Below are 20062 nucleotides of genomic sequence, written 5' to 3' on the forward strand. Positions count from 1 at the left end.
TTTTCAGAGTACCAGCATACCACCATTTTTCAGCTCCTGCCACGTGCGGGAGTTGAGAAATGTGTCAAATGCGCCTAGCCCGGCAGCTTCGAAATCATTTTTAAACCGCTCGAATGCATAGGGTTCCGGGTTAGAGATCAGCAACGTCGGCAAGATTTCGGTGAGCCACTCCCCTATTTCCACCTCCGCTTCCACAGCCCATTCTTTTTTCTTGTTGTAAAAAACGAGTTCGGCTATTTCGACAACTTTCTTACCTCTTTTCTCTTCAAAAACCGCTATTTCGGGCAGGCTTCCGGTCCAGACGATCACCGCATTCGGCCGGGCCGCAAGTTCCGCCGGCTCGTGAATGCTTTTTTCAAGATAGTTTGGGGGAATGGACGTCGGCGGTGTTTTGAAATCAAACCATTTGGACAATGGAAAATCCAGGCAAACACCGTGCATATAATTGAATAGCGACTTCCGCAAGCCTTCCGCGAACCGGTCATGATCAGCACCGAGTGGGTCCTGGTGTTCCAGATCATTATTCGCGAACTTGCCTGTATCCGGCCCCAGCCGCATGACATCGAACTCCTCGGGGTGCAAGCCTACCGGACTGTGCGCCGTCATCGCGAACCGGTGCCAGAAACCCGATTGTACGATGCCCAACTGGAACATTTGCCGCACCATTTCCAGCGAATCGATCGTCTCCTGCGCTGTCTGCGTCGGGAACCCGTACATCAGGTACGCGTGCACCATAATGCCCGCCTGCGTGAACGCGTCTGCCACCCGCGCTACCTGCGCGACGGTCACGCCTTTTTTCATCCGGTCGAGCAACCGGTCGGAAGCTACTTCCAGCCCACCGGAAATCGCAATGCAGCCGGAGGCTTTCAGCAAGAGGCAAAGGTCGTGCGTGAAGTTTTTTTCAAAACGGATATTGGTCCACCAGACGACGGTGAGCTTCCGGCGGATAATTTCCAGCGCCAGATCGCGCAGCAATGCCGGCGGCGCCGCTTCATCCACGAAATGGAAGCCATTCTGCTGCGTTTGGGCTATAATTTCTTCAATTCGATCACAAAGTAATGTGGCCGTCATCGGCTCGTACCGACGGATGTAATCCAGTGAAATGTCGCAAAACGAGCATTTGCCCCAGTAGCAACCGTGCGCGAGCGTGAGCTTGTTCCAGCGCCCGTCGCTCCATAAGCGGTGCATCGGATTCACTATTTCGATGACCGATAGATAATCGTGCAAAGGCAAATCGCTGTAATCCGGCGTACCCGTTTCGCGCTGCGGCACATCCTTTTCCCTGGCGCCATTGTGATACACCACCTTTCCATCGACCCGCGAATACACCCGTTTCAGATTTGCAAGGTCGCGCTCACCGTCCAGATGCTCCAAAAGCGATTGCAGCGGCGCCTCACCGTCGTCCAGGCACACAAAATCTATATAATTAAATACCCGCGGCTCTTCCAGCGAACGCAGTTCCGTATTGGCAAAGCCCCCGCCCATCACGATTTTGATATGCGGGTAATGCGCTTTCAGGTACTGCCCGCATTTAAATCCACCATACAAATTACCTGGGAAAGGCACCGAAATGCATACGATATCAGGTTGGGAAATTTGTATTTTCTGTTCCAAAACATCCTTTAATGTCTGCGAGAGCAGCGTATCCGGTGCTTCGAGCGCGGCTTCCATTTCATCGAAACTCGTCGCCGAACGCCCCAAACGCTCCGCATACCTACTGAAACCGAAATGCGGATCAACCGCTTCCTGGATCAGGTCGCCGAGGTCTTCGAGGTATAACGTGGCCAAATGCCGGGCCTTATCATGGATACCCATTGTTCCGAATGCCCAATCCAAATCTTCCAGTTGCTGAAACCGGCTAGCCTCCGGCAGATAACTGCGGTCGCAAATGCTGTGAGCGAGTGTAGGATTATGGTTTTTGAGAAAACGGATCACCGGATCGATCGTCGAAATGTACTCGTCGCGCAATGCGTACACTCGGAAACTATTGTCTGTCAGCTCGATATCCGACGCATCCAGCATATCGAAAAGCTTTTTCAGCCCTTTTGAAGAAAACAGTTCCAGGATCACATCAATACCCAGGTCGGCCTGGTACGATGCTCTTCCCAAAGTGTTCAGAAACCCTTTGAGGTAAGCAGTAGCAGGATAAGGTGTGTTGAGCTGGGTAAATGGCGGGGTAACCAGGAGTGTCTTCTTTTTCACGGATGCACGTTTTCTACGGTGCAAAGGTACGGGTTTTGGAATTGAAAGAATACTGGTAACTTGGCCGGTTGCCGAACCTGCACCGTTTTGCCTATGAAGATCCTGCCCGATATTTTGCTCGAAAGCTACCGGAACCAACCCGGGATCGACTTCAAAGCGGCACTGCAACGACTAGATGAAACATTCGTGAGGTCTGATTCCTTCAACTTTTACACGTCCATTGCTGTCATCACTTCCTCCAAAATCGAAGGCGAACCGATGGAAATCGACAGTTACCTCAAACACAAAATTCAGCATATCGAATACCTCCCCGAGCTTACCCAAAAGCCGAACGACCTGTTCCGCGCCTACATTTATGCGAAGGAAAACCGGCTTAGCGAAGCTCATTTTTGCGAGGCGCGCGGCATACTCACGGCGCACCTGCTGCCCGGGCATTGGCGAGGCATTTACCGCCGGAATGCAATGGTCGTGATGGAGCACAAATCCGGCCGCATTCAATTCGAGGCTGCGCCGGCACATTTGCTCGCGGCAGAAATGGCTAAGTTATGGGAAGACATCGGCGAGCTCCTGCGGCGTGATTTGTCATTGGAAGAAACCTTCTACTATGCCTCGTTCATCCATTTACTTTTCGTATGCATTCACCCTTTCAACGACGGCAACGGCCGCGCCGGACGACTACTTGAAAAGTGGTTCCTGTCCGACAAACTGGGACCGGTTGCGTGGTATGTTCAATCGGAGCAGTATTATTACCAGCACGTCGACGCATACTACCGGAATTTGAACAGGCTGGGGATGTTCTACGAGCAACTCGATTTTATGAAAGCCGAGCCGTTTCTTAGGATGCTGCCTGAGGCGTTGAATAATTGAAGAGTGTCGTTGGGAAACTTTGTCTAGGCAAGGCTCTCTACCTTGTTTAAGTTCAATACGATTTCAAGCATTGATACTTCCGCACACGCTTATGCGCCCTCGCTATTATATCGACACATCCGTTTTTGGAGGTGTTTTTGATACCGAATTTGCAACTGAAAGTTTACAAATTTTTGAACTCGTCAAATCCGGCAAAATAATTTGCATTCTGTCAGAAGTCACGGAAAGTGAACTCATTAACGCACCAGAACGCGTTAGACAGTTTGCCGTTGCATTAAATTCCACCGCAATTGAACGGGTTAAGTTGATAACCGAATCAATTACTCTGGCGGAGACGTACATCAGCGAGAAAGTTGTAGGTGCTACCAGCCGGGACGATTGCCTGCATATCGCTACCGCCACGGTTTATGCCGCCGACGCACTTCTGAGCTGGAATTTCAAGCACATAGTTAACGAACAGAGGATCAAGGGATATAATTGCATAAATTTACGTTTAGGATACAAGGAACTGGATATCGTTTCTCCAAAAACAATTCTCATACGATGAAAACCAAGCAAAAAAAGGAATTTGATGCCGTTAAAATGACGCGCAACATTAAAGCGAAAATTTCGCGCGAAATACAAGGAATGAGTGTAGAAGAGCTTCAAGCTTACTTTGCACAGCAGAGCGCGAAACTATACTCCGGCTCCTAAAACCATCAATGCGGCTCCGGATGTTCCAGGTAATCATGAAAATTGACCTCCCGCACGCGCTTGCCGGCACCGGAATCCTTGTATTTTGAGAATGCCCAAAGTACATAGGAAGTAATATCCTGGTAAAAATCCGAACGGATCGGGAAAAGGCCGTCGCCGTTGCGTAAGGCGTTGGTGAAGAGGACAATAGTAATGTCGTCCGGGCAATGCATCCATACGCTCCGGAAACCCTTCGGATTCGTGATCCCGATGCCGGAATACCACCAGCCATCGTGGTAGCTGAATTTCCCCTCAGGCATTACCGCGCTGTAACTGCCCAGACCGTTGTTCACGATTTCGTCACGAATATCCTGTGTGATAACGGCGTTGTTCTCCGGCGAGAAAAGCGCTGCGTAAAGCTTTACACCCTGATTGGCCGTCAGATAGATGCCGTAACCGCCCGTTGTCGAGCTGAAATCTCCCGGATCGAAACCGTATTCTCCCGAGTATGGGAAATCATAGCCGAACGTTGGTACAGGCATGCCGTTGGAAAAAAGATCCTCTGCAACGACTCCCGCTTTTTCAAAGATATTCTTCTGCACGTACTCTTCGTAACCATCAAATGCCGCCAGTGCATCGTTTTGATCGTTCCCACTGAATTTCAACCCGTTGATGGAAGGTATCAACACTCTGAACAGCCCGAAGTTGGCATTCTGGTAGCAGCTCGATCCATGGTTTTCCTTCTTGATACCATTCTCGATCAGCAGCTTTAAACCATACCACACATTCTCGGTAAAGGCCCCGTTACGGCAATTCTCGTTCATGCCCACGATTCCGCTCGTATGTGTGAGCAGGTCCCGAAATGTAATGAGATCGATATTCGGGCCTTTTACCCAGGTCTTGGGCAGGTAATCGATGATTTTGTCGGTCGTTTTTATGCCCTTTTCCTTCGCCAGTTTGACAAATGCGGCAGCCGTAATGGTCTTGGTCATGCTCGCGATCTGCATTTTAGTATCCGGCGTTACCGGTTTATCTTCTTGTATCTCGGCTTTTCTTGCATGAAAACCGCCGACTCCGGTGCCTATCAGCTGGTCCTTTTTGTAGACCGCGAAACTATAACCGAAACCTTTGCCTTTCAGCGAATCGTCAAGTATTTCGACCAGCTTCTTAGCCGGCTCCTGCGCTTCTTCCGGGGCTGGGTCCTTGTCTTTTTTACAGGCTAGTATAGTTCCAAGTAGCAGACAGAGGCTGAAAATCAGTCGTAAACAGGGTTTCATGGCAGGCTATGTTATCAAAATGTAAAATGAAGATAGCGACTAGTCCGATTGCTTTCCAAACGGGTAATATTGTGACCACAATTTGCCACAAGGCCCTATGCAATCTTTCAGTCAATTATATTCCAAATTCCTCTTTGCCGGAATTCTACTAACTGCAGGTGCCGCGCAAGCACAGCAGAACAAAAGCTATCCGGCCTCGGCATTTCCCGACCGGTTGATATTAGGTTACAAAGGTAGTCCTGCCACTTCCCAAGCGGTAAACTGGCGTACCGATTCCACCGTAACCGCGGCCATTGCGGCGATCCATGAAGCTGATCCTTCGCCCGATTTCCCGTCCAAAGCCCGTACCGTTCAGGCGGCAACGCACAAGGTGGTGATCGACGGCAAAACGGTACATTATCATGAAGCTAATTTCGGTGATTTGAAACCCGCAACGCAATATGTGTACCGCGTCGGCGACGGAAAATCGTGGAGTGAATGGTTTCATTTCAAAACGGCATCTGACAAGCCGGAACCGGTCTCGTTCCTCTATTTCGGGGATGCGCAAAATGATATTCGCTCGCTCTGGTCGCGGGCGGTGCGTGGTGCATTCGCCAATATGCCCAAAGCGAACCTGATGATCCACGCGGGAGATTTGATCAACAATTCCAATGTGGATTACCAATGGGGTGAATGGTTCGAAGCGGGCGGCTGGATCAACGGGATGGTACCCAATCTGGCTACGCCGGGCAACCACGAATATTTCCGTGATGCAAAAAAGACGCTTTCCGTTTCAATGCATTGGAAACCGCAGTTCGCATTACCTGAAAACGGGCCGGAAGGCCTTTCGGAAACGGCCTATTATATTGATTACCAAGGAATCCGTTTTATCGCACTCGACTCGCAAGCAGCCATTACCGATTCGACGACGATGAATAAACAAGCCGCGTGGTTCGAACAAATCACCACCAATAACCCTAATCGCTGGACGATCGTCGTGCATCACCACCCGATTTATTCTACCAAAAATGGCCGTGATAATGACGAATGGCGTGCCAAAATGGAGCCATTATACAAAAAGCACAAGATCGATCTTGTATTGCAGGGCCACGATCACACCTATGGTCGCGGGTTGAACATTCCCGTAGGCCAGAGTCGCAAAAAGCCGGATGGACCTATTTACGTTGTGTCGGTGAGCGGCCCGAAAATGTATGACATCGGCCTGCAAAACTGGATGGACCGCGCCGCTTCGAATACCCAATTGTACCAGGCGATTACTGTGGATCAGAACAAACTTTCATTCAAGGCATTTACCGTGAATGGCGATTTGTACGACGCATTTGATTTGAATAAGGACAAAAATGGCATCAACACATTGGTGGAGCTTTCCAATACTTTAAAAATGAAAGAACGCCTCGATTTGCCCGCGAGCTATTTGAAGAGCTTTAAAGAAGAAGAGCTCAAAGAATATAACCAGCGTTATCAGGAATATAAAAAACGCAAAGGCATTAAGTAAGTTAAGTAATGACAAAACGGCTGGCATTTCAGGGCGAATGCCAGCCGTTTTTTTTATTTTAATTTAACAGCATACAATGCATTGCGGCTGGTGATAAAAAGCGTGTTCCCTGCCACCGTCAAGGTCGAAGGCCTCTCCGGCGTTTCGATCATATTGGTTTCCTTTCCGGAAGGGTCGAATACATAAACCTGGCCATCAGCGATATACACGTTACCCTGACCGTCTACCGCCGAGCTGAATTCGCCTTTTTCAGCAAACAATTGCGGTTCCGTCAAATGTCCCTGCGGGCCTACATTGAAACGAACGGTCCTTTTTAAATACTCGTCGGCGCCGTACAGCACTTTCCCCGGATAGCCTTCCACCAATGCATTCGAACGCGCGAGGTCGTAAACTACCGGCACGATCGTCACGCCGTCGGGTGCCAGCCAGCATTCTTTGAATTGATTGGTACTTACCTTCAAAAAATCACCCGAATCGCGGCGACGGTTGGAAGGATTAAGCGTTTTGACAATGCTACTAACCGATTCCAAAGGCACTTTTTGCAGTAAATGCAGGGTCTCTTCCGGCCGATCGGGATTCATGGCATACACCAATGTACCAAATCCGCTATTACCCCACCCGCTGAAAGAAGTTCCCGCGGCATCCGGCGGGTTAGGAAACGTTTCAGGTTGGCCATTGACCAGGTAGCCGGGTTTTGGAACATATTTGAACACTACCAGCAAATTATCCTTCGTATCGACGCCCAGCGAAAGCGGCTCCCAAGGGAAATCGGCGACGAGACTCAATGCATTTGTTTGCGGTGACCATTTGTAAATACGCCGCGCTTTCGATTCGCTGAAATACACGTTACCCTTGCTATCATGACAAATCCCATCCGCAAACTCAAAGCCTTTGGCCAGTTGCACGGCTTTTCCAACCGGTACATCATTACCGCGCGGTTTAGGATTATCAATTACCAAATGGCTAAACTCCCACGGCCGCACTTCGATGCCTGAATTCACGTCATAAAGCGGCACCGTCGACGGATATTTGGTCTGACTGTAATTATGCACATTCAAAAATTCCAGGTTCCGGTTGTTCCACGAACGGATCGAATGCGGATAAGGCGTGCTGACGCGGATCACCCGGAACATATACAGGTTTGCAAACAGCATACTATCGCACGATTCGATTTCCAGCGGCTGGCAATTCGAGCTCTCCTTACTTTCCTCTTCCAGCTGCAATGCATATACTTTCCAATTGGAAACATGCTTGAACCGCACCTCATTTCGCACGTGGTGCTCTACCGACATCGCATATATGCGCCCGGGTGTGGACGTGTTCGACACGTACGCACCTGCGAAAGCGAATGTATTGGCCGTCCAGATGTTCTTGAATGTTCCACCGCCATTATTGGTTATCCAAAGGCTCCAATATTGCGTATCCCAATGCTGCTCGTTGCCTACATGCGAGAAGTTGTTCAACGCCTCCTGCCCCGGCCGTTTCCGCGCAATATTCCCGTGGCCGCCCAGGAATTTCACATCGTTCACGTACGAGTCCGCGCCCGCCATCCATTTCAAGCCGACTGCCCGGGTGTTGCTTGCAGCGGTTGAAATGCCGATTCCCGTCAGGATATTCTTACCTCCCTCAGACGATTCCACCATCGGCTTCGGCGGTCCGAAACTCCCGAATGCTTCCGTTTTATCCTGCAAAATGATTTGCGTCGAAACCGGGTTCAGGCCGATTAGCACCGTGTTTTGCTTCAATTTCAGCGTTTCGGTGATCCGGTACCAGCCTTGCGGGACGTAAATTACGTCGTGCTGATCGATAGCGGCCTGAATAGCCTTCGTATCGTCCGTAACGCCGTCGCCTTTCGCTCCCAGCGTTTTGAGATTTGCCCAGGTAGCGATGTCGGGAAATGCGGGAATGTCTTTCGCAGTGGGTGCAGGTTCCGTTTTGAGAGGTTCGATGGCCTGTACGGTGGTATGCACCGGCTTTGCATCTATCGAGGCTATTTGCAAGCCGTGATCGAGGCTTTTCACCCGGTAAGTTTCTCCCAAACCACCGATTTGCTTCCCGCTAATGCGGAAACTGGCCAGTACTGGCACCTTTTTACAGGTAACATTCCGCAAACTGATCTGGGTATACGCATTGTTTTCATTGCTGATCACCAGCGCAGGGCCGCTTACGTTTTCGAAGCGGCTGTCTTCCATAAACAGCTTTTCATAGAAATCAGGATTGATTTCCAGCACCGTTGGTACATTCTTAACGGTCATTCGCACAATGGTTAATCCCGCTTCCTGGGAGCGGATCGCCGCTTTCCGCTGGCCTTCGAAATACGTGTCCACCATCATAAACTGCCAGCCGGGCGATGGTTTGAAGGTGTAAATCCCATATTCTCCGCCGAAAAACCGTACGTCCTCCATTTCATTACCCACATCGAACATCCCCGCTTTCCCACTGCCCGCGTGAATATCTACATGCGAAATGAAGCTGTGCTGCGCGAAATGCGTCCGTAATGCAACCGCCGACGGGTTACCCGCGCCTATGCGTAAGTCCACATTCGACATGGCGCTGTAAAATGTGCTCGCACCGGCGTCGGGAATGGGCTGCCCCTCTTTCGGAAGGGACGATGTGAACCAGAACATGTATTTGGCATTACCCTTATCCTGTGGGTATTCCTCGCTGAAACCAGGCGCATTGTCGACCAGGACGATCTGCGGACGCTTTTTACCGTAACCGATCACCCGCACGGCCGTCGGAATGTAGATTGTCTTGCTGATTTTGTAGGTGCCTTCGGGAATGAATACAATGCCGAAGTTGAAATTGGTTTTCACCTCATTGATGGCCCGTTGCAGCTCGTCGGAAACGTCGGATTTGCCGTCGTTGGTGATTTTAAAATTTTCAGGGGTAAAATAAACGGCGTCCTCGTCGTTCAGCCGAGCCTGGTAAAACGACTGGCTTTCATTCTGCGGCGCCGAAGCTCTTTTCTTTTGCGCAAAACCCATTTGCTGCACCGAAACGATCAGCGCAAGCATTATTATTCTTCTCAGCATATCCGGTTATTTTTTCGCAGCCCAGAGGATGGCGTTTTTGAAAATGGTTTTGTAAGCAGTGCTTTCGAACAGCACCGGCGAATGGCCCATAAAAATGTACACATTCTTCGCCTTCTTTTTCTGGTTCGACCAAACGACCGGATGATCGCCCATTTTGATCTTTGAATCAGGCTGATAGGTCGATTCGTCGACGCTCGCGATCACGTCCACATTCGGCCGCGGGCTTTTGTCGTAAATGTACCATTCCTCTTTTTGCACCGGAAACAACGCTGGCACACCCTTCATAATCGGATGCTTGCTATTTTCAACCTTCACGGTAGCCGCCGCGAAATCGGCAATGTAGTTTTTGTACCGGATGCCGCCCATAAAATCCTGAAACCATGGCCAGATCTTGTAGCCATCGAACTCCCCCAGCAATGTCGCGTGGTGAAAGCCGATCCAACCGCCTTTTCCTTCATCGATATACTTTTCAAATGCTGCCGCAGCCTCCGGTTTCCAGGCATAAGGCACATAGTCGAGCTGAATAATGAGCTGATATTTAGATAAATAACCCTCATTAATCGCATCGGTTTTATCGATATAATCAATACTGAAATGCTCTTTGGCAGCCAGCGAGTCCAGCCATGGCCGGGCCGCTTTGGAGTAAGCAATGTGGTGGCCTCCGGGCTCTGCCATCGCCAGCACGTGGAATTTGGGCTTTTCTTGCGCCCATGCGCCTGTCGCGCCGGCGGCAAGCCACAGCGCGACGCAACAAACCGGAGTTTTCCGGAATACATTTTTCATTGGATTTAGGATTAAGGGATTTAGGAAATAAAGGGTATTGTCTTAAAATCAATGCATTACCGGCAAAGTGATGCTGCTGGTATTCTTCTCATCGTGATGGATCGTGATGCGCGACTTCTGAAAATCGGCTTCCGATGCTTCGAAAATGTTGATGAATTTTTGCGGGTTGCGATCCACCAGCGGGAACCAGCTGCTTTGCACCTGCACCATTATCCGATGACCTTTTTTAAAAGTATGCGCAACTTCATTCAGCTTCACGGTCACTTTCTCAATTTTATCTTTTACAAATGGCTCCGGCTTTGAAAAACTGTTTCTGAACTTGCCCCGCAGCACTTCTGCACGCACCATTTGCTGATAACCGTCCATACTCACCGGTTTTTCTCCTTCTTTCGAGCTTGATACTGTTGAGCCTGTGGGCCACACGTCGATCACTTTCACTATAAAATCCGCATCCGAGCCTGTCATCGATACCATCAGGTTCGCTACTATTTCGCCAGTCAATGTCAGATCTTCCGTCAGCGAATCCGTTTGAAAACTCACAACATCCGGGCGTTTTGACGCAAAACGCTGATCCTCCGCCATATATTCATTGTTACGGTGACCGCTGGTCATACTTGTGTAAGGTACCGGGTTCGCGGGATCACTTTCGTAACTGGTCGAGCTAGGTTCAGACGGCATCCTTTCAACCACCATCTTACCATTTCTCGCAAAATTGTATGTCGTCGGACGGCTATTTATTGGCGGCCATTCCTGATAATGCTTCCATTGATTCGAGCCCGTTTCGAACACCGTCACCTCCGACTGCTCAAATGCGCCCTTTCCTTTAAGATAATGATTAAAAAACTTCGTTTCGATCTCCTCCTGATAGTATTTGTTCACATCCGCGCCAAACTGATATTGCGCAAAACCTTTCCAAGCGGGTGTGGACCAGCCTCCGTGCGTCCACGGGCCCATTACCAGGCGGTTGTTGTTGCCCGGGCTCTGTTTTTCAATGGCCGCATAGGTTTTCAATGCGCCATACAAATCCTCGGCATCGAACCAGCCACCTACGACCAGCACCGCCGGCTTGATGTTCTTCAAATGCTTTTTAATATTCCGTGATTGCCAGAATTCGTCGTAGACCGGATGCGCCGTGGTCTGCCGCCAAATGCTGTTCGGATCGGCGAAATAGGGAGCGGCATTGGTCTTTTTCAACGGCCCGAAGTCGAGGAAATATTTATATGCATCGCTGTATTCCGCATTGAAATGGCTCTGGTAACCCGTTCCGTCCTTCGTTTTAGGACCATCGAAACCGCTGTAAAAGCCGAAGTTGTCCATTAAAAAGAATGCGCCGTTATGGTAGCAATCATCGCCGATAAACTCGTCCGACATCGGCGCTTGTGGCGAAACGGCGGCCATTGCCGGGTGCGCATTCGGCAATCCGGCGGACGAATAGTAGCCGGGAAACGAAATACCCCACTGGCCTACTTTCCCATTGTTTTTGGTGTTTTTCAAAAGCCATTCGATCGTGTCATACGTATCGCTCGACTCGTCCACGTCCTTGTTACTCTTCTTCTTTTCGATTGCGGGCGTCATTTCGCGGAAGTTACCCTCGCTTTTGTAGCGGCCGCGGGCATCCTGGTACACAAAAATATATTTTTCACGCATCAGGTGCGCATTAGGCCCGAGGTTGCGGCGGTAGTTGTTCTCGCCGTAGGGCCGCACCGAATACGGCGTGCGCTGCATGATGATCGGGTAAGTCTGGGAGTCGTCTTTGGGGGTGTAAATGGCGGTGAAGAGCTTCACGCCGTCACGCATGGTAATGTATTGCTCTGTTTTGGTGTAGTTGGCCTTAACCCAGTTCGTGTCCGAAGCGGCGTTTTGGGCGATAGCCGTCCAGGATAAAAAGACCAGCAAATACAGCAATACACTTCTTTTCATGACAGGTTGGTTTTGTTTGGATAAGTAAATTCAAAAATACGTAAGAAACCGTACATTCGTCCAGTTTAAACTTTCACCTCTCCTCCACATGCTATGCGTAAACGGATCATTAAATATTCCTTCATGGTATTCTTCATTTTTCTGGCATTAATCGTGATGGGCGTCGTTGCATTCATGCAGCAGCCGCTATTTGGAAAACATCCCTCGGGCGCACGGCTCGAAAGAATCAAAAAGTCGCCGCATTACCGCGACGGGCAGTTCCAAAACGAGAGCTTCACCCCCGACCTCGCCGAAGGCAACAGTTATTTAAAGGTGTTCACAAAGTTTTTTTTCGGTAAGAGCAAATACAATATTCCCGGGGCATTGATCCCCTCTCAAAAGACGGATCTCCTGCATTTGAAACCGGAAGAAAACGTGCTGGTATGGTTCGGGCATTCGTCGTATTTCATGCAGATCGACGGCAAAACGATCCTCGTCGACCCGGTTTTCAGCGGCAGCGCCTCGCCCGTCAAATTCACCACGCCGAGCTTCAAGGGCAGTGATGTATATAGCGTAGAAGATCTGCCTGCCATCGATTACCTGTTCCTTTCCCACGATCACTGGGATCACCTTGATTATGAGACCATTCTGAAACTCAAAACCAAAGTCGGGAAGGTCATTACCGGCCTTGGCACCGGCGAGCATTTCGAATACTGGGGCTACGATGTTTCCCGGATCATCGAAAAGGACTGGAACGAAAGCGCCGACCTCGGCAACGGCTTCACCGTGAATGTAACGCCCGGCAGGCATTTCTCCGGCCGCGATTTCAGCCGCAACCGCGCTTTGTGGGTATCATTCGTGTTGCAGACTCCCACTATGAAAATCTTCATCGGCGGCGACTCGGGATATGATAACCATTTCAAGAAGATCGGCGCCCAATTCGGCCCGTTCGACCTCGCATTGCTGGAATGCGGCCAGTACAACGAAGCCTGGAAATACATCCACATGATGCCCGAAGAAACCGTAACGGCTGCCCGCGAACTTGGCGCCAAAAAGCTGATGCCCGTCCACTGGGCCAAATTCGCCCTATCCATCCACGACTGGAACGAACCGATCCTCCGCGCCAGCGCCGAAGCCCAAAAACAAGGCATGCCGCTCGTAACACCACTCATCGGCCAAAAGGTAGAATTGAAAGGAGATCAGGCATTTACGCAATGGTGGAAGGAGGCGCGGTTGCAACCGGAAGGGTAGGAAAAGCGATGAAAGTTTTTGAACTTTGGTTATCTAAAAATCGGGAGATTCTCCCTTAACGCACTATGAAAATGACGCAGGAACTGGTTGATAAAGTGAGGGCCTATGTGGCCGAGCGCAGGAAGCAGATCGATGAATCGGAAGATCCACGACAAGCTTCCATCGATCATTTGAAGGAAATCGGCTATCTGGATGAGAATGGAGAGGTAGCCGAAAGGTATCGAGGTGGTATTCCGGAATATTGTAAACCCGTCACACGCACCGCCTAATATAATTTTCCTAACACACTATTTTAATTTAATGCATCCCTTCCACTATTGCGATGTCGCGGTATATGGTTTCCATGGCTGCGATATCAGAATCAAAGAGCAATTGCTAAGCGGCTCCATTAAGTTTCAAAGCAGCACAAACAGGTATGATTGGCTCGGCCCAGGGGTCTACTTCTGGGAAAATGACTTTATGCGAGCTCACGAATGGGCGCTCGAAGCCCATGGAAAAAATGCCGCCGTACTTGGTGCTAAAATCCGCCTGGGGCATTGCTTCGACCTTTCTAATTCATTTGCCAAAGAAATTCTTAGAATTTCCTACAATGACCTTACCCAGGACTGGCAAAAAACAGGAGCACCATTTCTGGTCAACCACCCACATCCGCGGGGTAAAGGCAATCCAGCCGATCTTGTTTTGAGATATCTTGATAAAGCGGTAATTGACTATGCCTTTTCGCTAGCGTCCGGAAGAGATCCGTCAGCAATTTTTGATACAGTCCGCGCACCGTTTCAGGAAGGCTTCCCCGTGTACCCGGGCAGCGCATTCCGCGAGCATGATCACATACATTTATGCGTAAGAAATCCGGAGTTATTGACGGAGCTTTTTGATCCCGATCAATAGGAAATGCATTATTTCAAACTTGAAAGGAGCCTATGAGCCTTGAAACATACTTAAAACAGACCATCACATTAGTTATTGAAACCGGCTACTCGTCCGTTTGGGGGCGGGTTCAATATGACGATAATTTAATAGTGGACGAAGCCGCCACCGTGGAAGGGTTACAATCTAATATGGCAGGGCTACTGCTGGAATTTCATGATTTGAAGCCCGGCTTGTATGAATTTAGCATTGAATATGACTAACTAAGCCAAAACAACCTCCCTTAACTTCTCCCCCAACTCGTGGATAGCCATTTCCAGTCGTTTGGCCTGTTGTGGTGACGGGTATTTAGTTCCCGCAACATAATGCCTTACCAGGGAAGGATTAATCCCTGCGCGGCGGGCGATGCCGGCGACCTTCACATCGTCGAAAACCTCGAAAAATGCACTCAGGTCGTAAACGTGGTCAAATTGGATATCAGATGCTTTTACCGATTTCCATTCCTGGTAGGCACTTCCTTCATTCTCGGTGTAATCTTCGATGAGTTCACGGAGATTTTGTTCGATTTCCTCAACAGTTTTCCCCGATGTCACTGGCAAGTAATCCGGAACATTTTCTATACGTCCCCAAAGCTCGCCCTCACTTTTTTCTATTATTATGGTTAGTTTCATCTCAATGCTATTTTAAACCGGCTGCTTTTAAGATTTTATTCAAAGTTCCGGATGGAATATCCTTACTTCCATGGAACGCCACGGGAATTGCCTGCGGTAATTCCGGATGCTTAAAAATGCGGTGACTACCACGGCACCGCGCTTCATACCAGCCATTCTGTTCAAGCAGCTTTATCAACTCCTTTGCATTCATTTTTATATAGTGTGTTAAAAAAATAAAGGTCGCAAAATTGCGACCTTTATGCAAGTATCAAATTCTATTTTACTTCCTCCCCAACTCCCGCTCCAACGCCGCGATCCGCTCGTCCTGGTTCAGTAATGCCTTCCGCTGTAAATCAATGTACTCGTCTTTCGGTAATGTCACTAGGTCAGCCGATTCAACGGGGCTTCCATCTTTGAGCATTACGCCCGCGCCAGCCACCAGCCATTCCAGGTTTACATTAGGATAATAATTGAAAATTTTCTCCAAAACTTCAACACCTACCGTCTTATCATTTTTAATAGGCTTGGCCAACGCGCCTTTAGAAACACCGATTTTCGCTTCGAATGCTGTTATCGAGATGTTCAGGTGGCCGATGAATGCTTTTAAGCGATGGGAAAACATTTTCGAATAAAATTTTCTTCAATTAGGTTTTTTGAGTAAAATTTTCTTCATATATTTACTCACCACAATCTGTTAACCGCAAATTACACATTATGCACATTGAAACAAGTTTGAACGATCGGGCTATGGTACCGATCAAGCAGCGGCTGTTACAGCGGTTTGCGAAAGCAAGAGGAGTTGTTGGAGCCAGGTGGCGAGAAAGTTTAGCGCAGCATGATCCGTTTTTTGACAGCCGGATCGGCGAGGCGTACATGCGGTCGGTGGCACAGGCGCATTCCGATCCGAGACGTGGAAATGTCGATCGTATTGAGCGCGTGACACTGGCGCTTGAAAAGATTGCCGGGTTGATCCCCGTCCCTATTTAGGGGCGCTATGGGCAGTGTTTAAATGCAGAACGGCCGGGCTGTGAAAACCCGGCCGTTCTGCATATTTAGCTATTCAATTATTCAGCTTTGATAAAGCGGAGTTTTGTCGCTTCGCCGCCGTGATTGATCTTCATAAAGTAATGTCCGCCGTTCAGCTTCTTCACATTGATGCGGTGGATATTTTTTCCCTCCGTAATGCTGATAGCCGAGTTGCTTACCGCCTGACCGGCGATGTTGTAGATCGTCAAATCCGACTTTCCGGCAGTACGTGAAGAGAATTGAACATCTACGTATTCCTGCGCAGGGTTCGGCGCGATAACCGTGCCTGAAATGATACCCGGATTGATCGAAATGATCTTGCTTCTTGTGTAAGTACCGTCGATGTCGATCTGCTTCAATTGGTAATAGTTGGTACCAATCAATGGATTTTTGTCCAGGAAGGTGTATTTACCAATGCGCTGATCTGTAAGCGCTACTGTGCCAATCACTTCCTCGTTCTGCATACGGTCGTTGTAACGCAGCACTTCGAACTCTTTTCCATCTTTTTCCGAAACGACATTCCAGGTAAGCTCTACGCCTTTTTCAACAGATTTACCTTCAAAATTCGAGATATAAATAGGAAGCGGAACGTTCACGCCAAACATCGTGGATGTAGGGGTTGATTTACAGCTTCCACCTTGAATTTCAAGCGAATACGCACCGTCGGCAAGCGTACCGTAGTTGATGGCAGGCGAGTTGCTGGTAGGCGACACGCGGTTCTGACGAATCACAACGCCGTCTTTTTTAACTTTCCAGTCGATTGCGAACACGTTTTCACCATCAAAACGGAACGAGAGGCTCGTTGCATCCGATGACAAGATCGTCTGTAAGCTCGGCCCACGTGTACAAGTTGCACGTGTGTCCGTACCCGAGACGTTGAAACTTCTTGTCGCTACCGCAACCGCTTTGCAATCCTCCGCTTTCAGCTCGAAAGTATATGTGCCGTTTTGCAGAAAGTTGAATGCCAGGTTAGCCGTATTGGAGGTAAGCGTTCCGGTCCTGCCGCTGGCTACCGCGTAGTTGCTTCCGTCCAGAATTCTCCATGAGAACACGTGCAGGTTTGTACCGCCATAGTTGATGGTTGCGCTGCTCGGTGTAACGGAAGTGATGCTGGATACCGATGGGCCATTTTGGCAGTCAGGCATACCCGGCTCGTTGACGGTAAATCCACGGCTGCTTACGCCTGAATTACAGTTATTCCCTTCGATTTCCAGCGTGTAGTTACCCGGAGTGAGTGAGTTGAATGACAGGTTTGTAGAAGTAGCGCCGCCGAAATCGTTCGTCGTGCCCGATCTAACTTCCGAGCTGCCGGATTTGATACGCCATTTCAAGCTAGTCACACCGGAACCGCTGAACGAAACCGTCAGGGCAGTCTGGCTGATATTGGTAATATTGCTGATCGACGGACCTGATGCGCAGTTATTGTCGGGAAGCGGTGTAGCAGGCTTTGGAACAGCAGGCCAGAAACAGCTATTCACCATGTTCTCGGTCAATACGCCTCTCCATTGCGGATCAAGGTAACTTCCGCCCTGCCCACGGACCGTCTCACCGAGAAGTCCCATATAATAGTTGTCCTCGCGGCTATCGTTCTCTCCCTGCTTGATCATTACGCGCAAACGACCGTCTACGTACTTGATAAACTGGTAGGTATTTCCCAAACTCCCTACAAAAACACCCAGGCGGTTGCCATTAGGCATAGCCACACCATTACAGGTAATCTGACCATTACCATTGGTTCCCAGCAGGTTAACAGCAGCAGTGCTTGGATCAACCGGGTTAACGCAAGTCCCGATCAGCGCGTCGTTGGAAGGGTTGTTAGGAAAGTTATTGTCTTTGAGGTTAAAAAGAATGTAAATGTTATCCGCCACGCGGCCGTTCCAGTTAAGGTAAATCCGATCCTCTGTGATGCGCGTGTACACTGGCTGGTCGTCACCTGTCCTTCCGAGCAGTTCGCCGTGCGTCCAGATCCGGCCGCCGCACGACACCCTTGTAGCCAAAGGCGCAGCTGTTTTGGCCGCAATGGTAAAAGATTCGTCCGCAGACTCTGCATAGGGGTTCCTGATTTCGTACGAGCCGTTCAGGTCACTTGCAATACTGCTTTCCACATTTGCGCTGTCCATGGGAATCCCCATGCTTTCAGCACCGTTGTTAGGAGCCGCTGCCACTGAGCTTATCACTCCTCCCGCAAAAACTAAGTTCAGTAAAAATTTCATAGAGCGTAAAAAATAAGTGGGCGATGCAAACGAAGTAATCGGTTGAGTTACAATTTGAAACCAATTCTTTGTTCGTTTCAAATATACTACAAAGACTTAGAAAATATTTTATACTTGTAGAATAATATTGCTCAGAAAATCGTTAAAATGCCTCGTCGAAAATGCAGAAAGTGGACAAAATAGCGACTGACGTATTGCCAGCCACAATTTTTGTGACAAACAACCTCAAAAATTGATGAGAAAATAAAATTTCGATTTGCGCAATATTTGCAAATCGCTGAGCATAAGCAAGAACTAGCTCTAACCGACATGGAACTAGTTGTAAAATCGGAAGCAAAAATTTGGGGAATGTTGGAGGCGTTAGGCTTCAAAGGCGGCTAGTCGGCTACTGTATGCGAGATACCACCGGGCAAACTCCCCGATGCCCGCGCTGAGCCCGACCTTTGGTTTGTAGTGGGTAATCTTTTCGAGGTTTTTCCCGCTCGCCCAGGTCCTGGGAACGTCGCCCGCCTGCATGGGCATGAAATGCTTGAAAGCCCTCGCGCCCATGCTCAGTTCGAGCTCTTCTATGAATTTCATCAGGTTGACGGGCGAACCGTTGCCTATATTAAGCACCCGGTAATTCGGCTCTTCTTCAAAACCGGCCTCCATGGCCTGCACTACCCCCTCGACGATATCGCCAACGAATGTAAAATCGCGCTCCATATCGCCATTATTGAACACCTGAATGGGCTCTCCTTCATAAATCGCGCGGGCAAAGAGCATGGGGGCCATATCGGGCCTGCCCCAGGGACCATACACCGTAAAAAACCGCAGGCACGTGATAGGTATATTGTATAGACGGCTGTACGCATGTGCCATCAGCTCATTTCCCTTCTTTGTCGCCGCATAAAGGCTCATCGGCGAATCCGCCCTGTCTTCCTCCGAAAAGGGGATTTTAGCATTAGCCCCATACACCGACGACGACGATGCATGCACGAGGTGTTTTGGGGGAAAATAACGGCATGCTTCGAGGATATAATGGAACCCTATTACATTCGACTGCACATACACATCGGGATTCTCGATCGAATAGCGCACGCCCGCCTGCGCAGCGAGGTTAATGACATAATCGAATTGCTCCGATTGAAAAAGGCTGAAAAGTTGCTGTTTGTCTTCGAGGTTCATCCGCACGAAACGGTAACGGGCATTAACCACACTTTCCGCAAGCTGGTACCATTTGATCCGCTCCTGCGGGATCCCCGCTTCCCTGAGCCGCGCATATTTAAGCTGGGGCGAATAATAGTCGTTGATATTGTCGAGACCTACGACCTCAAATCCGTCCTGCAACAGCTTCATTACGGTATGAAACCCAATAAACCCCGCGCTGCCGGTTACCAATACTTTCATAAAGAAAGATACCGATAGCGTCGATTTGAAATGACGACAAAAGGCAGATTTAACGAATTGTTTATATGAAGAACTGGCGGGGCCCGACGAAGATTGATCGGGATTTCCCGGATCAAGACCAAATGTTGTGGAGCACCTTGGATTAAGCATATAACTGGGTAAGGCGGTAAAGGAAGAATTCTACATTCCTGACTCCTCTGAACTGCGCCCTGAACGCTTTGATCTTCGCATTGAAAGATTCAGCGGATGCATTGGTGCTTCTGTTATCAAAATAGTTAACAATGGTCTTGTAGTGATTCTCAATCGAGCGGGCAACGGTATTGAATGATTTGAAGCCGGATTGCCTGACCTTTTCGTGCCACTTAGCCAGCCTGGTCAGTCCGTATATTTTTTCTTTTGTAGTCGTGAAAATGTTACTGAGCTCCAATGCCAG

At 49.2% G+C, this 20062-nt stretch carries 20 protein-coding genes; 9 read left to right on the plus strand and 11 right to left on the minus strand.

Annotated features, from left to right (window positions below; genetic code table 11):
- Nucleotides 1-3: 3 nt before the first annotated feature.
- The gene (locus BLQ88_RS30890; RefSeq protein WP_090156884.1) at nucleotides 4-2202 is read right to left on the minus strand and encodes a B12-binding domain-containing radical SAM protein; all 2199 of its coding nucleotides are present in this window, start codon (nucleotides 2200-2202) and stop codon (nucleotides 4-6) included.
- A 93-nt stretch (nucleotides 2203-2295) separates the two neighbouring features.
- Here BLQ88_RS30890 and BLQ88_RS30895 point away from each other — a divergent pair, with 93 nt between their 5' ends.
- The 3 genes from BLQ88_RS30895 to BLQ88_RS36925 all read left to right on the plus strand — a co-directional run bounded on the left by BLQ88_RS30895 (nucleotide 2296) and on the right by BLQ88_RS36925 (nucleotide 3762).
- Entirely contained in the window at nucleotides 2296-3069 is a 774-nt protein-coding gene (locus tag BLQ88_RS30895) for a Fic family protein (protein WP_090156885.1), read from the plus strand.
- A gap of 91 nt (nucleotides 3070-3160) precedes the next feature.
- Nucleotides 3161-3616: a PIN domain-containing protein gene (locus BLQ88_RS30900; RefSeq protein WP_090156886.1), complete on the plus strand. Its 456-nt coding sequence runs from the start codon at nucleotides 3161-3163 to the stop codon at nucleotides 3614-3616.
- Nucleotides 3613-3762, plus strand: coding sequence for a hypothetical protein (locus tag BLQ88_RS36925; RefSeq protein ID WP_176885162.1), 150 nt, complete (start codon nucleotides 3613-3615; stop codon nucleotides 3760-3762). The genes BLQ88_RS30900 and BLQ88_RS36925 overlap by 4 nt, the downstream gene beginning before the upstream one ends.
- A 5-nt stretch (nucleotides 3763-3767) precedes the next feature.
- Here BLQ88_RS36925 and BLQ88_RS30905 read toward each other — a convergent pair whose 3' ends face one another.
- Nucleotides 3768-5018 carry a serine hydrolase domain-containing protein gene (locus BLQ88_RS30905; protein WP_090156887.1) on the minus strand — a complete coding sequence of 417 codons (1251 nt, stop codon included), beginning with the start codon at nucleotides 5016-5018 and terminating at the stop codon, nucleotides 3768-3770.
- 97 nt (nucleotides 5019-5115) lie between these two features.
- On the opposite strand from BLQ88_RS30905, the gene BLQ88_RS30910 reads away from it, so the two are divergent.
- On the plus strand, nucleotides 5116-6513 hold the full coding sequence (locus BLQ88_RS30910) for a purple acid phosphatase family protein (protein WP_090156888.1): 1398 nt from the start codon (nucleotides 5116-5118) through the stop codon (nucleotides 6511-6513).
- 53 nt (nucleotides 6514-6566) lie between these two features.
- Here BLQ88_RS30910 and BLQ88_RS30915 read toward each other — a convergent pair whose 3' ends face one another.
- Genes BLQ88_RS30915 through BLQ88_RS30925 form a run of 3 tightly spaced genes read right to left on the minus strand, consistent with a single transcriptional unit; the run spans nucleotide 6567 to nucleotide 12251 of the window.
- Nucleotides 6567-9548: a glycosyl hydrolase family 28-related protein gene (locus BLQ88_RS30915; RefSeq protein ID WP_090156889.1), complete on the minus strand. Its 2982-nt coding sequence runs from the start codon at nucleotides 9546-9548 to the stop codon at nucleotides 6567-6569.
- Nucleotides 9549-9554: 6 nt separating this feature from the next.
- Nucleotides 9555-10331, minus strand: coding sequence for a ThuA domain-containing protein (locus BLQ88_RS30920; protein WP_090156890.1), 777 nt, complete (start codon nucleotides 10329-10331; stop codon nucleotides 9555-9557).
- Nucleotides 10332-10379: 48 nt separating this feature from the next.
- Nucleotides 10380-12251, minus strand: coding sequence for a CocE/NonD family hydrolase (locus BLQ88_RS30925; protein ID WP_090156891.1), 1872 nt, complete (start codon nucleotides 12249-12251; stop codon nucleotides 10380-10382).
- Nucleotides 12252-12374: 123 nt separating this feature from the next.
- On the opposite strand from BLQ88_RS30925, the gene BLQ88_RS30930 reads away from it, so the two are divergent.
- The 4 genes from BLQ88_RS30930 to BLQ88_RS30945 all read left to right on the plus strand — a co-directional run bounded on the left by BLQ88_RS30930 (nucleotide 12375) and on the right by BLQ88_RS30945 (nucleotide 14611).
- Entirely contained in the window at nucleotides 12375-13481 is a 1107-nt protein-coding gene (locus BLQ88_RS30930) for an MBL fold metallo-hydrolase (RefSeq protein ID WP_090156906.1), read from the plus strand.
- 71 nt (nucleotides 13482-13552) lie between these two features.
- Nucleotides 13553-13750, plus strand: coding sequence for a hypothetical protein (locus BLQ88_RS30935; protein ID WP_143016968.1), 198 nt, complete (start codon nucleotides 13553-13555; stop codon nucleotides 13748-13750).
- 31 nt (nucleotides 13751-13781) lie between these two features.
- Nucleotides 13782-14369 carry a hypothetical protein gene (locus BLQ88_RS30940; RefSeq protein ID WP_090156893.1) on the plus strand — a complete coding sequence of 196 codons (588 nt, stop codon included), beginning with the start codon at nucleotides 13782-13784 and terminating at the stop codon, nucleotides 14367-14369.
- 32 nt (nucleotides 14370-14401) lie between these two features.
- On the plus strand, nucleotides 14402-14611 hold the full coding sequence (locus tag BLQ88_RS30945; protein ID WP_090156894.1) for a hypothetical protein: 210 nt from the start codon (nucleotides 14402-14404) through the stop codon (nucleotides 14609-14611).
- On the opposite strand, the gene BLQ88_RS30950 is transcribed toward BLQ88_RS30945, so the two are convergent.
- The 3 genes from BLQ88_RS30950 to BLQ88_RS30960 all read right to left on the minus strand — a co-directional run bounded on the left by BLQ88_RS30950 (nucleotide 14612) and on the right by BLQ88_RS30960 (nucleotide 15623).
- Nucleotides 14612-15019 carry a hypothetical protein gene (locus BLQ88_RS30950; protein WP_090156895.1) on the minus strand — a complete coding sequence of 136 codons (408 nt, stop codon included), beginning with the start codon at nucleotides 15017-15019 and terminating at the stop codon, nucleotides 14612-14614. It abuts the gene before it with no gap.
- 7 nt (nucleotides 15020-15026) lie between these two features.
- Complete coding sequence (locus BLQ88_RS30955; RefSeq protein ID WP_090156896.1) at nucleotides 15027-15212, minus strand: type II toxin-antitoxin system HicA family toxin; 186 nt, start codon at nucleotides 15210-15212, stop codon at nucleotides 15027-15029.
- A gap of 69 nt (nucleotides 15213-15281) precedes the next feature.
- The gene (locus BLQ88_RS30960) at nucleotides 15282-15623 is read right to left on the minus strand and encodes a helix-turn-helix domain-containing protein (protein ID WP_090156897.1); all 342 of its coding nucleotides are present in this window, start codon (nucleotides 15621-15623) and stop codon (nucleotides 15282-15284) included.
- A gap of 92 nt (nucleotides 15624-15715) precedes the next feature.
- On the opposite strand from BLQ88_RS30960, the gene BLQ88_RS30965 reads away from it, so the two are divergent.
- Entirely contained in the window at nucleotides 15716-15988 is a 273-nt protein-coding gene (locus BLQ88_RS30965; RefSeq protein ID WP_090156898.1) for a hypothetical protein, read from the plus strand.
- A 77-nt stretch (nucleotides 15989-16065) separates the two neighbouring features.
- Here the strand turns inward: BLQ88_RS30965 and BLQ88_RS30970 are convergent, their stop codons facing one another.
- The 3 genes from BLQ88_RS30970 to BLQ88_RS30980 form a co-directional block, all read right to left on the minus strand.
- Complete coding sequence (locus BLQ88_RS30970) at nucleotides 16066-18240, minus strand: T9SS type A sorting domain-containing protein (protein ID WP_090156899.1); 2175 nt, start codon at nucleotides 18238-18240, stop codon at nucleotides 16066-16068.
- A gap of 360 nt (nucleotides 18241-18600) precedes the next feature.
- Entirely contained in the window at nucleotides 18601-19629 is a 1029-nt protein-coding gene (locus tag BLQ88_RS30975; RefSeq protein ID WP_090156900.1) for an NAD-dependent epimerase/dehydratase family protein, read from the minus strand.
- Nucleotides 19630-19771: 142 nt separating this feature from the next.
- Nucleotides 19772-20062: transposase (locus BLQ88_RS30980; RefSeq protein ID WP_143016969.1), on the minus strand; the 291-nt coding region annotated here is incomplete at its 5' end.

The organism is Dyadobacter soli (genome assembly GCF_900101885.1).
GTDB classification, from domain to species: Bacteria; Bacteroidota; Bacteroidia; order Cytophagales; family Spirosomataceae; genus Dyadobacter; species Dyadobacter soli.

What these genes read in the sequence shown, in the direction of transcription:
- BLQ88_RS30895 (WP_090156885.1), top strand. Translation starts at nt 2,296, where the DNA reads ATGAAGATCCTGCCCGATATTTTGCTCGAAAGCTACCGGAACCAACCC.
- BLQ88_RS30900 (WP_090156886.1), top strand. Translation starts at nt 3,161, where the DNA reads ATGCGCCCTCGCTATTATATCGACACATCCGTTTTTGGAGGTGTTTTT.
- BLQ88_RS36925 (WP_176885162.1), top strand. Translation starts at nt 3,613, where the DNA reads ATGAAAACCAAGCAAAAAAAGGAATTTGATGCCGTTAAAATGACGCGC.
- BLQ88_RS30905 (WP_090156887.1), bottom strand. Translation starts at nt 5,018, where the DNA reads ATGAAACCCTGTTTACGACTGATTTTCAGCCTCTGTCTGCTACTTGGA.
- BLQ88_RS30910 (WP_090156888.1), top strand. Translation starts at nt 5,116, where the DNA reads ATGCAATCTTTCAGTCAATTATATTCCAAATTCCTCTTTGCCGGAATT.
- BLQ88_RS30915 (WP_090156889.1), bottom strand. Translation starts at nt 9,548, where the DNA reads ATGCTGAGAAGAATAATAATGCTTGCGCTGATCGTTTCGGTGCAGCAA.
- BLQ88_RS30920 (WP_090156890.1), bottom strand. Translation starts at nt 10,331, where the DNA reads ATGAAAAATGTATTCCGGAAAACTCCGGTTTGTTGCGTCGCGCTGTGG.
- BLQ88_RS30925 (WP_090156891.1), bottom strand. Translation starts at nt 12,251, where the DNA reads ATGAAAAGAAGTGTATTGCTGTATTTGCTGGTCTTTTTATCCTGGACG.
- BLQ88_RS30930 (WP_090156906.1), top strand. Translation starts at nt 12,375, where the DNA reads ATGGTATTCTTCATTTTTCTGGCATTAATCGTGATGGGCGTCGTTGCA.
- BLQ88_RS30935 (WP_143016968.1), top strand. Translation starts at nt 13,553, where the DNA reads ATGACGCAGGAACTGGTTGATAAAGTGAGGGCCTATGTGGCCGAGCGC.
- BLQ88_RS30940 (WP_090156893.1), top strand. Translation starts at nt 13,782, where the DNA reads ATGCATCCCTTCCACTATTGCGATGTCGCGGTATATGGTTTCCATGGC.
- BLQ88_RS30945 (WP_090156894.1), top strand. Translation starts at nt 14,402, where the DNA reads ATGAGCCTTGAAACATACTTAAAACAGACCATCACATTAGTTATTGAA.
- BLQ88_RS30950 (WP_090156895.1), bottom strand. Translation starts at nt 15,019, where the DNA reads ATGAAACTAACCATAATAATAGAAAAAAGTGAGGGCGAGCTTTGGGGA.
- BLQ88_RS30955 (WP_090156896.1), bottom strand. Translation starts at nt 15,212, where the DNA reads ATGAATGCAAAGGAGTTGATAAAGCTGCTTGAACAGAATGGCTGGTAT.
- BLQ88_RS30960 (WP_090156897.1), bottom strand. Translation starts at nt 15,623, where the DNA reads ATGTTTTCCCATCGCTTAAAAGCATTCATCGGCCACCTGAACATCTCG.
- BLQ88_RS30965 (WP_090156898.1), top strand. Translation starts at nt 15,716, where the DNA reads ATGCACATTGAAACAAGTTTGAACGATCGGGCTATGGTACCGATCAAG.
- BLQ88_RS30970 (WP_090156899.1), bottom strand. Translation starts at nt 18,240, where the DNA reads ATGAAATTTTTACTGAACTTAGTTTTTGCGGGAGGAGTGATAAGCTCA.
- BLQ88_RS30975 (WP_090156900.1), bottom strand. Translation starts at nt 19,629, where the DNA reads ATGAAAGTATTGGTAACCGGCAGCGCGGGGTTTATTGGGTTTCATACC.